Origin of the sequence: Marinobacter sp. F4218 (genome assembly GCF_019443085.1) — a bacterium.
In the GTDB taxonomy this organism is placed as follows: domain Bacteria; phylum Pseudomonadota; class Gammaproteobacteria; order Pseudomonadales; family Oleiphilaceae; genus Marinobacter; species Marinobacter albus.
In genome coordinates, this window is the sequence record NZ_JAHZIL010000004.1 from 293,161 (window position 1) to 305,384 (window position 12,224).

Consider the following 12,224-nt stretch of genomic DNA (forward strand, 5'->3'; position numbering starts at 1 on the left):
GAGAGGCAGCGCAGATGGGCAGAGCCTACCAGAACCGCAAAGAGTCGATGGCCAAAACGGCCGCAGCAAAAACCAAGGTCTACAGCAAATATGGCCGTGAGATTTACATGGCGGCCAAGTCCGGCGGCACGGATCCGGATGGCAACCTGTCCCTGCGTGGACTGATCGATCGCGCCAAGAAAGACCAGGTACCGTCTCACGTTATCGAAAAGGCCATCGACAAGGCCAGGGGCGGCGCTGGCGAGGATTATTCCCCGGCCCGATATGAAGGTTATGGCCCGGGCAACTGCATGGTGATTGTCGACTGCCTCACCGACAATCCGAACCGCACGTTCGGGGACGTCCGTCTCGCCTTCACCAAGACCAAATGCAAGATCGGCACGCCGGGCGCCGTGGCGCACATGTTCGACCACTGCGCCATTTTCGCGTTCAAGCACGACGACGAAGAAGCCGTGCTGGAAGCACTCATGGAAGCCGATGTCGACGTGACCGACATTGAGAACGAAGACGGGCTGATCACCGTATTCACCCCGAACACTGAGTACGCCAAGGCCCGCCAGGCCCTGGTAGACGCCTTTGAGGGCATTGATTTTGAAGCGGACGAAATCCAGTTCCTGCCGAAGACCACCACCCAGGTGGAAGGCGATGACATTCCGCTGTTCGAGAAGTTTCTCGACATGCTGAATGATCTGGACGACGTTCAGAACGTGTTTCACAACGCCGAAGTGCCCGAGCAATCCGAGTGAATCGTCAGGCAAGGGTCGTCATCCTGAAGACCGGAACCACCTACCCCGCCATCAGGGAGACCTCAGGTGATTTCGAAGACTGGTTCGTTCGTGGGCTTTCGGACGAGCTGGAACTCACCGTTATCAACGTTGAACAGGGTGACGCTCCCGGCAATGTGGAAGACTGGGACGGCATTGTGATCACCGGTTCCCCTGCCATGGTCAGTGATCGGGCGGAATGGAGCGAAACCACGGCGCAGTGGCTGACCGGGGCCGTCGACAAAAAGGTTCCGGTTTTGGGTGTGTGCTACGGACATCAGTTGCTTGCCCACGCCCTTGGCGGTGAAGTCGGGTACCACCCGGAGGGCCGGGAAACCGGCACCTGGTCAATTGAACTGCTGCCGGACGCCGACTCCGACCCCCTGTTCGCCGACCTGCCCGCATCCTTCAAGGTCCAGCTTACCCACAAGCAATCAGTGCTTGGCCTGCCGCCCGGAGCCGTACTTCTCGGTCGCAGCCGGTTTGAACCCCATCAGGCCTTCCGGGTGGGTGAGTGTGCCTGGGGCGTGCAGTTCCATCCGGAATTCACAGACGACATCATGAGAGCCTATCTGTCGGTGCAGACACCGGAACTGGCCGCCGAGTGCCTGAACCCCGATGCACTGCTGGCGGCCGTCGAGCCGGCACCGGTTGCGTCCGGGCTCTTGCAGCGCTTTTCTGAGCTCGTGATTGAAAAACTCGACTGAACCCGGATACGGCGTTCAGTCGAGAATGTAGGCGGTTTTCTCGAGGGCGTTCTCGTCTTCGTCAATAAAACGGAATTGATTCCAGCCAACCCGCACCATATCGTTGCTGTTCAGGCGCTGGCGGCTCTCGACGCGAATGTCGTTGACGAACGTGCCGTTGGTGCTGTCGCTGTCCGTGATGTAATAGTCAATCGTACCCTCGAGATAGGCGTTGGGTACGGCCTCGATAACCGCATGGTGGCCACTCACGGAAATCTCGTCGATCTGGATATCGTTGTCGGTGCGCCGGCCAATCCGGGTCTGGGGTTGGTCCAGCTCAAACGTGTTGACGACCACGTTGTCTACCAGCTGTGAAAACGATGCCATGTCAGGTTCCTCTGCTTAATTCAGGGTCATTAGTACTACAGACACGTTGTCCGATGCCTGATTGTCCAGGGCGGTTTCAATCAATGTCTCCACGGCGCATTCCGTGCTGCCAGCGTTCTTGAGTATGTCTTCCCAGTCCGGCTCCGGAACGGAGTTGGTCAGGCCGTCCGAGCAAAGCAGCAACTGATCGCCAGGCTGGAGAGAGTGGCTGCAGTAGCTGATTTCAAGCGGGTCCATGGCTCCGACCGCCCGGGTAAGCACGTTTCGAAACGGGACATTGGGGGCATCCGTCTCGCTGATGCTGCCATCCTCGAGCATGTTCTGGACGACGGTATCATCGCGGGTCAGGCAGTCGGCTTGCCCATGCCGGATCAGATAACACCGGGAATCCCCGACGTGGGCAACATGCGCGGTGCTCCCTTCGATCCAGGCCACCACCAGGGTGGTGCCCATCTTGTCCAACTGACTGTCGGAAGCCCGCCGCACCTGAATGCGCTCGTTAGCGAGAGCAAGCGCTGCACCGAGGTTTTTCCGGGTGGGCTCCTCGCCGGCGAACAGGCCCGGCGTAAGCGCCTCCATCACCGAATCGGCTGCCAGGCGGCTTGCAATCTCGCCCCCCTGGTACCCGCCCATGCCATCGGCAACGAGCATCAGCGCCGCACCGCCATCATCGCGGACTTGCCACGCCACTACATCCTGATTGCTTTCCCGAACCACTCCTGTGTGGCTCCGGCCTGCAACGTGAACGCTCATCAGGAGACCTCCTTCGCTTCCCTGACAGCCAGCCGGCGGACTGCTTCGGCCATGGCGGACGCGGACGCAAAGCGTTTGTCCGGCTCTCGCTGAATCGCCTTGTTGATCAGTCTTACCAGGCCATTGGGAAGATCGGCATTGAATTCGCGAACACTGCGGGGACGCTTGTTAAGAATCTGATAGGTCAGGTTGGCGAGGGTATCCCCCTGGTAGGGTGTTTCTCCGCTCACCAGTTTGTACAGGGTGACACCGAGACTGTAGATATCGGAGGCACCACTTACCTTCTGCCCCTTGAGCTGCTCCGGCGACATGTAAAGCGGGCTACCCATCACGCTGCCGGTGCGGGTCCGGGAGTCATCGGAAATCTTGGCAATGCCAAAATCGGTAATCTTGATGCCGCCGTCGTCCGGGTTGTAGATGATATTTCCCGGTTTAATATCCCGGTGCACGATTTTCTGGCTGTGGGCATAGGCCAGCGCATCTGCCACCTGGGCAATGATTTCCAGCACGGTATGCAATGGCAGTAACCGGCCTGGCTTGCCGAATTCACTCAGGGGCCGCCCCTTGGCGTAATCCATGGCGATGTAGGCCAGGTCCGCCTCTTCACCGACGTCATAAACCGTCACAATGGCCGGGTGATTTAGCCGACCTGCGGCTTCGGCTTCGCGGAAGAAACGGTCTTTCAGCTCCGCCAAATGACCGTCATCGAATGCCTCGTAGCTCAGGGTCTTGATGGCGACGGTCCGCGCGATTTTGGGGTCCTTGCCGAGGTACACAACTCCCATGGCACCGCGACCTATCTCCCGTTCGATCTCATAACGGCCCAGGGTGGGCCGGCTCAGGGACTGGGCTGGCATAAGCAGCGTTCGGGTACTGTCGAATCCGCCGGTTTGCAGGGACGCTGTTTCCGGGGACAATTTTTCCAGTGCAGAAAGCCGGTCCGCGGCATCCCGGAAACCCTTGCGGTTATCGAGGATGTCCCGGTAGGTCTGAATCGCTTTCTCGTACTGACGCTTCCGCTCCTGCTGGATGGCGATCTCGTATCGGACCTCAAGCGCATCCTCACAGACCGGACACGCCTCGACCGCATCCAGGGCCTCGTCGGTGTGCCCCTGTTGCAGCAGCAACCTCGCGAGACGCACGCGAGCCTCGCGGACGTTGGCACTCAAAGCACGAATCTCACGATCGGGCTGGAGCCAGAACAGCATGGTCACAAACCCGGCAACCAGCAGGGTGATCACCTCGCCCAGCGGTAACCATTCGCTGTGGTAGAACGTCAGCGCTGCCTGCAGAACAATCAGGGAGCCGCCCAGCAGGAGCGTGACCGGAAGTGCCACCGCCGCACCCATTCTCGGGATAGCAAGCACCAGATAGAGAGCCGAAAAAAACAGCCCCACGCGAATGGCCAGATCGGACCAGACCGGCTCGGACAGGCCCCGCGCCATCAGGGTCGACTGCAGTGCATCGGGCGGGATCGGGAGCGACAGGCTTTCGGATTCCGGCGCCCCCAGCAAACTGAGCAGGACTCGATCGGCCCAGCTCAGAAACGCAAACTGATCGCCGGCGAGGGCAAACAGGATCGCAGCAACAACCACCAACAGCCTCAGGCTGAACAAGTGCGAAAACAGGAAGAAGAGTGAGTTCACAGGCTACTTTATTCTAAATGTTTGATCTGGCTAGTTTAGAAACAGTGGACGCCCGGCGATACCGGTAAAGAAGTGTTTTTTGTAAGTGTTTGTTTACCTGAGAGGAAGCTCACGTATAGTAGCCCCAGCACCGATAAAGGATGGCGGACATACAGACATGACATTGAAGTTGCTAATTGCCCTGTTTTTCCTCCTGCTGGCCGGGATTGGCCTGTATCACACCAACAAGCCATTGCCGGCAGGCATCAGTTACCGGGGTACCCCCTCTCCGCTGGAAAACCCGGTTTTGCTTACCGATGTTACCCGGCACCACACGGACGGAACGGAAACCCTTGATCATGAAATTTTCGACGAAGTCCTGCGCCTGATCGGCAGCGCCGAAAAATTCGTGTTGGTGGACATGTTTCTGTACAACAGCACTCAGCCGGAGGGCGCCGCCCACCGGCCCCTCGCGAAGCAATTGACGGAAGCACTCCTGGCCCGCAAGCAGGCTCGGCCGGAGATTGCCATGATCGTCATTTCCGACCCGCTCAATACGATGTATGGGGGCTCCCGATCGCCCTGGTTCGAAGCCTTGCGCGAGGCGGGGATAACCGTCGTCGAAACCCGCTTGCCACCGCTGCGGGATAGCAACCCGGCCTGGTCGTCCCTGTGGCGGCCCTGCTGTCAGTGGTTGGGCAACGATCCTGACGGTGGCTGGCTGTCAAACGCCCTTGGCAATCGCCTGGTAACCGTGCGCAGCTACCTGGCGCTACTGAACTTCAAGGCCAATCACCGCAAACTGCTGGTGGTCGATCAAGGTTCCCGCCTCCGGGGCTTGGTTACCTCCGCCAATCCTCACGACGGTAGCAGTCGCCACGGGAACATTGGCCTCAGCTTCACCGGTAAGGCGGTCGCTGATCTCCTGAAAAGTGAACAGGCGGTGCTGGCCATGTCCGGCGCCGACACATCGGCAGTCGACCGGTGGATCACCATCGCCGAAAATCGTAAGGCTCCGGTAGCCGATAGCCGCACGGCTGCGCCGGACACGGGCCGCGTCATGGTGCTCACCGAGTCTGCGATCCGCGACAAGGCACTGGATATGATTGATCGTGCCGGCCCGGGTGACCACCTGGACCTGGCGGTTTTCTACCTTTCCCATCGCGGAATCGTTGACAGCCTGCTTGAGGCCCACCTACGTGGCGCCATATTGCGGGTGTTACTGGATGCCAACAACGAGGCCTTTGGCCATTCCAAGAGCGGAGTTCCCAATCGGCAGGCAGCGCTGGAGCTGCACCGGGCCGGCGCATCCGTGCGCTGGTGCAACACCAGAGGCGAGCAGTGCCACAGCAAGCTGCTGATGCTCAGACCGGAACAGGGCCACATCGAGATCCTGTTGGGCTCCGCCAACTTTACCCGCCGCAACCTGGACGATCTCAACCTGGAAACCAATGTCTGGCTGTCGCTGGCATCCAGCGCAGCGCCTGCTGCCAAGGCGGTTCATTTTTTCAACGAACAATGGCGGCTCGGGCCCGGTAATGACCCGGTCATGAGCCTGCCCTACGAGGCGTGGGCCGATGACTCCAGAGTCCGTTACTGGCGCTATCGCATTATGGAATTTACCGGACTTTCAACATTCTGAATTCAGTAGATGACAAGATTGTATGTTGAACAGCCTTCCATGTCTGGTCTATGGTCATAACACATAACTAAAAGCGGGAGCCCGATATGTCCGGTATTAGAAAGCACCTGAGATATGTTTCGTTTTTCATGGCCCTGATGATCAGCCTCGGGTCAGTCTGGTCCTCCACCGCCTCCGCGGCCATGGTCGGAACCGGAGAGATGATCAGTGGCCAGGAGGTCCAGCTGGATCGCCAGCAACTGATGGATATGCTGGAAACCCAGGAGGTTCAGGACAAGCTCGCCGAAATGGGTGTCAGCGACGATCAGGTCAGGGACCGGATCCAGAACCTGACACCGCAGGAACTGGCCGATTTCGAGCAGCAGCTCGCTGAAGCACCGGCTGGCCAGGATGTGGTCGGTATCATTGTTCTGTTCCTGTTGGTCTTCATCATTACCGACATCCTGTGTGCAACGAACATCTTCCCGTTCATCAACTGCATTCGGTAAGTGCCCTTCACCATCCTTCCTAAACCGGCCGGCAGCCTGACCAGTCTACTACTGGTTCTGCTGCTGGCCGGCTGCGCTTCAGCCCCCAAATGGCCCTCAGGCACCGACGGCAATCCGTCGCTGCAGACACGCACGGTTCTGGATGAGGTTCCTTTCTATCCCCAGGAACGCTATCAATGTGGTCCGGCCTCATTGGCGATGATGCTGAACAGCCAGGGTCTGGAGACCAACCCGGAAGTATTGCGCGATCTGGTCTACATTCCAGGCCGGGAGGGATCATTACAGGTGGAGATGGTGGCCGCCGGGCGTGCCCACAACATGCTGGTCTACACCCTGGACGGCAGCCTGGAAAGCCTGCTCAAGGAGGTGGCGGCGGGCAACCCTGTTCTGGTCATGCAGAACCTGCTGTTCAACTGGTTGCCCCAGTGGCATTTTGCCGTGGTGATCGGTTTCGACGCGCAAAAGCAGACCATTATCCTGCACACGGATACCAGGGAACGCCATGAAACCAGCGTGGAGGTCTTTTCCAACACCTGGTCTCGGTCCGACAACTGGGCCGCCGTCATGCTGCCACCCGACCGAATTCCCGCGAGCGCCGAACCTCTGGCCTACCTGGCCTCGGCCAACGATCTCGAAACCACAGGGCGGACCAACGCGGCCATGACCGCCTACCAGACTGCGGAACGGCAGTGGCCGGATCAGCCAGCCGCCATTCTGGGCCAGGGTAACATCGCCTACACGCGCCAGAACCTGCAGGAAGCCACCAGCCACTTTGCTCGCCTGGTCTCCCGATTCCCCCGGGAAGCCGTTGGCTGGAACAACCTGGCCCACACACTGGGTGAAACAGGATGCCTCGAAGAGGCAAAACAGGCCCAGCGCTGCGCCTCAGCGCTGGCACCCGATCGTTTCGGCGCTCAAATCGATCCGGGCACGGCGGTGCAGAGTCCGAGTGACTGCCCGACACTGGACTGTCCTGCCCTCACTACGCCCCAGGAATAGGCGGCTTACGCAGCAACGCCACGTCCTTTCGAGGCACCGTCAATTCCCAGCCCAACTGCCCGGCAATGACGGCTAATGTCTGCTCCCGGTAAAAGACTACATGAGTCGGATCCCGTCGGTAATGCCAGTTGGCAAATCGCGCATCGTCCGTCTGAAAGCAGGTCATGATGCCCAGCCAGCCGCCTGGCTTTAGCAGCTCATCCAACTGATGGAACACCTTTGAAGGCCGATGCAGGTGCTCAATTACCTCGGTACAGGTCAGAAAATCATACCGTCGATTGAGCACGTCGGTTGAGGGGTGGAAAAACGGGTCATAGACACACATCTCCATGCCCGCTTCCTTCAGCATCCCGGCCAGTTCAGGACCTGGCCCGCATCCGAAATCCAGGCCGGACAGCCCGGGCTCAAGGCGCTCCAGCAGAGGCTCCGCCAGCTTCGACAGGAACCGGCGATAGCCGGGATCCCCCGTGTCGTTTTCGTGGTAATCGTAGACCGCCTTCTCCTCGGCTTCCGACAGCCGACAGGATTCCGACATCACCGTGGCTTCGCAGACCGGGCACCGCAGGTAATGCCGGGCACCGACCGTCTGGAAATCCATCAGTTGTCCCTGCTCGCACACCGGGCATGTCATGACATTCCGCCGCCGGTGCTGTCGGCCTCCTGAAGACCTGCGGCCGCCTGAACCCCATGGTCCAGATCGGTTTCCGGTAGCTCCCCGGCGCTGATGACCTCAATCCGGGACAGATCGCGGGGTTCGCAGTCAGTAACGGACAGCGAACCATCCACCATATTGAGCGTTCGCCAACCATCGAGACAGTGAATGACAGCCTTGAACCGTTCAAACCGACTGTCCATGGCCAATGCCATAAGCCGCTTTTCGTCAAACCGGATCTCCGGGTGAATCCGCCAGCCAAGGCTTACGTAGCCCTGCCCGGCGTTTCTGACCCGTTGCCACGGCTGCTCCTGAATGTCGGGCGCCGGCACAAAGCCCTTTTCATCATGATGATGGTGGGCGTGAGGGGTCGTTACTTCGGGCAGATCGGTCTGTCCGTCCAGCCATTCGGGCCTCAACCGGCCCAGGCTGGTCAGGAATACCCCCCGCTTTGTGCCGGCGAGAGAGGCAGCCCAGCGCTCAAAAGCGTCAACCTGCGCTGGCGAGGCAAGATCGGTTTTGTTGGCCACGAGAATGTCGGCCGCCGCCACCTGGTCACGAAACTGCACATTCTCGAGCACGCGAGGGTCTTCCAGCTTGCGGGGATCGACCAGTGTGATGACCGGCCCGAGATTAAGCACAGTTGCGTAATGCTCACCGGTCAGGGTCTCAAGGATCTGTGACGGATGACCCAGCCCAGTGGGTTCGATAATCAGACGATCGGGCCTGGCCTGCCGGATCAGCTGGTTCAGACCAACCTGCATAGGCAGGCCGGCTACACAACACATGCAGCCCCCGGGGATTTCCTTGATCACGGCACCCTCGGACTGCAGCATCGCACCGTCTATGCCGACCTCGCCAAATTCGTTGACCAGCACCGCCCAGACCTCGCCGTCGGGTTTGGCTTTCAACAAGTCCAGAATCGCGGTGGTTTTGCCGACACCCAGAAAACCGAGGATCAGGTTGGTAGGAATGGATGTTTTCATGAACGGTATTGCCGCCTTATCGGTTCTTCTGTGTTAACAATCGGTCCAGCCGGAGACGCTCACGGTCGTCGAACAGCCGGCGACTGCCCCACGATACCGCCATCAGGGTTCCGAAACCGGTGCCGACGGTGATAGTCAGCATCACCAGAATCTGGTACTTCACCGCCACCGCGGGAGGGCTGCCGGCCAGAATCTGGCCAGTCATCATGCCCGGCAAGCTGACGATACCGGCGGCGGCCATGGCGTTGATGGAGGGCATCATACCGCTGCGCATGGCGTGTCTGCGGATGTCTTCAAGAGCATCCCGCCAGGGCTCACCGAGCATCAGGCGGTTCTCGATGATCGAGCGCTGGCTCCAAACTGACTCGTTGAGACGGTCCAGGCTCAGGGCCACGCCGGTCATGGTGTTACCCAGCATCATCCCGAGCAACGGAATGGCGTACTGCGGCGCATACCAGGGTTCAGGACCAATGATGACCGCGAGCGTCAGCACTGTCACTGTGAATGAGGAAACAAACATGGCGCCGGTGCCAATGCCGAAGGACCAGAAGCCCCTCAGCCGGCGCTGTTGGCGAGCCATGACTTCCCGGCCAGCCACTAACAGCATGACCGTGGCCAACAGGGCGATCCAGTAGAATTCGGAAGACGCGAACAGTGCTTCCAGCACCAACCCGATCAGCGCAAGCTGGATGACCGTGCGGGTGGCGGCAATGAGGAGACTGCGGGCCACACCAAGCCGGGTGGTCAGGCAGACACCCGCCAGTGCCAGAATCAGCACCGCGGTGAGGGCCAGCTTCCACCAGGCGAGATCAATGACTTCCATGGACGGGCTCCAGTGCATGACCCCGAATGCAGTAGTGCCGATCAGCCACGCGTTCAATCTGGGCGGCATCGTGGGCGACCCAGATCACCGGCAGATCCCGCTTCCTGATTTCCTCAAGCAGCCAGCTTTCAACCTGACGGATCATGGCGTCATCAAGGTTCGCGGTGGGTTCGTCAAGCAGCAGGACCCGGGGATTCCGGACCAGTGCACGCAGCACAGCCAGGCGTTGCTTCTCCCCCGAGGATAACCGGTTCACCGCCCAGTCCATCACGTCCGGCGGGAACCCGAGCGCGCCGGGTACCTCGCGGGCATCCGAACCAAAATGAGAGCCGACGTCCTCAAACCACCACTGGCTGTCCGCCGGCACCATCATGACCTGCTGGCGCCAGATATGCCCGGGCACAGTTCCCTGGAATGTTTCGTCCAGCAGCACCCGGCCCTCATGGGGGTCCAGGTCCGCTACAGCTCGGAGCAGGCGGCTTTTGCCACTGCCTGAAGGCCCGGACACACAAACAATGTCACCGCCATGGACCGAGAGATCGACAGCGTGCAGCGTTCCAACGGAGAGCTTGTTCAAAGTCAGCGTCGTCAAATCGTGCTCCGCAATGGTCAGGACTGCTCGTTTCCGTTAAGAAACATCCGGACCAGGCGATCCGAGAGGAAAACATGGGCAAAAGCCGGATACGGCAGATAGTGAGAAAGCAGGGTCGCGGCGATCAGCAGGTCGAACCCGGTGTCCAGAAATACCCAGGCACCGAACGCCAGGAACAAAGCCCCCAGAAAACCGCCGTAAATCCACAGCGCCCGCGACCGCTCTTCCGGTAAAGGCTCCCGCTTCAGGGCGCGGGCCACCGAGAACCCCATGTAGGCCGCGATCAGTGCTGCAATCAGAACGGACGGCAGTACACCGGTGAATCCGAGAAGAAAACGGCAGAGATAATTCGCAAGGAAAAACAGGACAATACCGGTGACTGCGACAATCGTAATTCGTGTCTTTTCCATAAAGACCTTATAGACCGTTTGAGGGCCGCTCCGTGATGAGGTTGGCCCGTTTGTATTGCGCAAGCGCTGTCGAAAACGCTTCGACCAGATCTTCCGGAATCCCCCGTCGAAAGGCAAGGTATACCGGCCCGCCACTGATCGCGACGTCTGACAGCTCAATCTTGTCGGTCACCCCCATACGATCGGCCTGATTCAACACCACGTACCGGTTGGCAAGCGTGACATCGATGCGCCCCGGCAACAGCATGCGCAGTCCGGAGTCGATACCGGGCATCCTGATTTTCTCGAAGTTGGTGGCGCTGGCAAATCCCGAAGAGTAGGAGTAACCGGGCGAGATTCCGACTCTCAGACCGGCAAGCAAGGCCGTGCCTGCATATTAACGTGGATGATGTCCGAATGATGGCAGAGGCTACGGGAAAGCGCCAGCACAGAGGCTGTAAGCCCGGTACACCCCTGCTATCATGTGCTCACTCAGCCATCAACCGGACCACAGATGACCACCAGTTCCTCCACCCGTCTGAACAAATACATCAGCGAAAGCGGACTCTGCTCCCGGCGGGAGGCCGACCGTTACATCGAACAGGGCAACGTCTACATCAACGGTAAACGCGCCACGGTGGGCGATCAGGTATTGCCCACCGACACGGTCAAGGTCAACGGTCAGGTCATTGAGCCGCGATCAGAAGACGACCTGGTTTTCATTGCCGTCAACAAGCCGGTGGGCATCGTCAGTACCACCGACACCGCCGAAAAGCAGAATATCCAGCGGTTTATCGGTCACAGCGAGCGCATTTTCCCCATTGGCCGGCTCGACAAGGATTCCCAGGGCCTGATCTTCATGACCAGCAACGGTGACCTGGTGAACAAGATTCTCCGGGCCGGCAACAATCACGAAAAGGAATACCTGGTCACCGTCGACAAGCCCATCACCAAAGACTTTATTCAAGGCATGGCCGGCGGCGTACCGATCCTGGGCACCGTCACCAAGAAGTGTAAGGTTCAACAGGAATCCCGATTCGTTTTCCGGATCGTCCTGGTCCAGGGTCTGAATCGCCAGATACGCCGGATGTGCGAGCACTTCGGCTATGAAGTCACCAAACTCGAACGCATCCGCATCATGAACGTCAGCCTGGGCGGCCTCCCGGTTGGCCAATGGCGAGACCTCACCAGCAAGGAGCTGACGGTGCTGTTCGACGCCATCAGGGATTCCTCATCCGAGGCACCGGCGGGAACCCGTAAAAAGACCCGCCCCGCCAAACCGGGCGGCGCTGCCACTGGCAAGCGTCCCGGCAACAAAGCCCGCAAACCCGCCGCTGGCAATAAGCCGGCCGGGAAGCCTCCGGGGCGTTCAGGTGCCAAACCGGCAGCAAGCCGGAAGCCAAAGAAACAGCGCCAGCGCAGCACCAAGCGTTAGCGG

15 protein-coding genes are annotated in these 12,224 nt (G+C 59.6%); 6 read left to right on the forward strand and 9 right to left on the reverse strand.

Annotation, left to right across the window (positions count from 1 at the left end; translation table 11 throughout):
• The first annotated feature begins 14 nt into the window (after positions 1-14).
• Positions 15-746 (forward strand): YebC/PmpR family DNA-binding transcriptional regulator, encoded by a 732-nt coding sequence (locus K0B93_RS16610; protein WP_219868379.1) that lies wholly within the window; start codon positions 15-17, stop codon positions 744-746.
• Positions 743-1,471, forward strand: a complete 729-nt coding sequence (locus tag K0B93_RS16615; protein WP_324125631.1) for a glutamine amidotransferase — start codon at positions 743-745, stop codon at positions 1,469-1,471. Before K0B93_RS16610 ends, K0B93_RS16615 begins: the two co-directional genes overlap by 4 nt.
• A gap of 15 nt (positions 1,472-1,486) precedes the next feature.
• On the opposite strand, the gene K0B93_RS16620 is transcribed toward K0B93_RS16615, so the two are convergent.
• From K0B93_RS16620 to K0B93_RS16630, 3 genes are read right to left on the reverse strand one after another with little or no spacing between them, the layout of a single operon-like run.
• Entirely contained in the window at positions 1,487-1,837 is a 351-nt protein-coding gene (locus tag K0B93_RS16620; protein ID WP_219868380.1) for an FHA domain-containing protein, read from the reverse strand.
• A 15-nt stretch (positions 1,838-1,852) separates the two neighbouring features.
• Complete coding sequence (locus K0B93_RS16625; protein ID WP_219868381.1) at positions 1,853-2,590, reverse strand: Stp1/IreP family PP2C-type Ser/Thr phosphatase; 738 nt, start codon at positions 2,588-2,590, stop codon at positions 1,853-1,855.
• Positions 2,590-4,236, reverse strand: a complete 1,647-nt coding sequence (locus K0B93_RS16630; RefSeq protein ID WP_219868382.1) for a serine/threonine-protein kinase — start codon at positions 4,234-4,236, stop codon at positions 2,590-2,592. The genes K0B93_RS16625 and K0B93_RS16630 overlap by 1 nt, the downstream gene beginning before the upstream one ends.
• A 157-nt stretch (positions 4,237-4,393) precedes the next feature.
• Between K0B93_RS16630 and K0B93_RS16635 the strand changes: the two genes are divergently transcribed.
• The 3 genes from K0B93_RS16635 to K0B93_RS16645 all read left to right on the forward strand — a co-directional run bounded on the left by K0B93_RS16635 (position 4,394) and on the right by K0B93_RS16645 (position 7,344).
• Positions 4,394-5,857 carry a phospholipase D-like domain-containing protein gene (locus K0B93_RS16635; protein WP_219868383.1) on the forward strand — a complete coding sequence of 488 codons (1,464 nt, stop codon included), beginning with the start codon at positions 4,394-4,396 and terminating at the stop codon, positions 5,855-5,857.
• Positions 5,858-5,985: 128 nt separating this feature from the next.
• Entirely contained in the window at positions 5,986-6,345 is a 360-nt protein-coding gene (locus K0B93_RS16640; RefSeq protein ID WP_228743603.1) for a PA2779 family protein, read from the forward strand.
• On the forward strand, positions 6,346-7,344 hold the full coding sequence (locus K0B93_RS16645) for a PA2778 family cysteine peptidase (protein ID WP_219868385.1): 999 nt from the start codon (positions 6,346-6,348) through the stop codon (positions 7,342-7,344).
• Here the strand turns inward: K0B93_RS16645 and K0B93_RS16650 are convergent.
• Genes K0B93_RS16650 through K0B93_RS16675 form a run of 6 tightly spaced genes read right to left on the reverse strand, consistent with a single transcriptional unit; the run spans position 7,328 to position 11,168 of the window.
• The gene (locus K0B93_RS16650) at positions 7,328-7,942 is read right to left on the reverse strand and encodes a class I SAM-dependent methyltransferase (protein WP_228743571.1); all 615 of its coding nucleotides are present in this window, start codon (positions 7,940-7,942) and stop codon (positions 7,328-7,330) included. The genes K0B93_RS16645 and K0B93_RS16650 overlap by 17 nt on opposite strands.
• A 29-nt stretch (positions 7,943-7,971) precedes the next feature.
• A complete protein-coding gene (locus K0B93_RS16655; RefSeq protein ID WP_219868387.1) occupies positions 7,972-8,982 on the reverse strand; it encodes a CobW family GTP-binding protein in 1,011 nt (336 codons plus the stop codon).
• Positions 8,983-8,998: 16 nt separating this feature from the next.
• Positions 8,999-9,805, reverse strand: coding sequence for an ABC transporter permease (locus K0B93_RS16660; protein ID WP_219868388.1), 807 nt, complete (start codon positions 9,803-9,805; stop codon positions 8,999-9,001).
• Positions 9,792-10,397, reverse strand: coding sequence for an ABC transporter ATP-binding protein (locus K0B93_RS16665; protein WP_219868389.1), 606 nt, complete (start codon positions 10,395-10,397; stop codon positions 9,792-9,794). The genes K0B93_RS16660 and K0B93_RS16665 overlap by 14 nt, the downstream gene beginning before the upstream one ends.
• A 17-nt stretch (positions 10,398-10,414) precedes the next feature.
• Positions 10,415-10,807 carry a hypothetical protein gene (locus K0B93_RS16670; protein ID WP_219868390.1) on the reverse strand — a complete coding sequence of 131 codons (393 nt, stop codon included), beginning with the start codon at positions 10,805-10,807 and terminating at the stop codon, positions 10,415-10,417.
• Positions 10,808-10,814: 7 nt separating this feature from the next.
• Positions 10,815-11,168, reverse strand: a complete 354-nt coding sequence (locus tag K0B93_RS16675) for a substrate-binding periplasmic protein (RefSeq protein ID WP_219868391.1) — start codon at positions 11,166-11,168, stop codon at positions 10,815-10,817.
• Positions 11,169-11,300: 132 nt separating this feature from the next.
• On the opposite strand from K0B93_RS16675, the gene rluF reads away from it, so the two are divergent.
• On the forward strand, positions 11,301-12,221 hold the full coding sequence (gene rluF / locus K0B93_RS16680) for a 23S rRNA pseudouridine(2604) synthase RluF (RefSeq protein ID WP_219868392.1): 921 nt from the start codon (positions 11,301-11,303) through the stop codon (positions 12,219-12,221).
• Positions 12,222-12,224 lie beyond the last annotated feature (3 nt).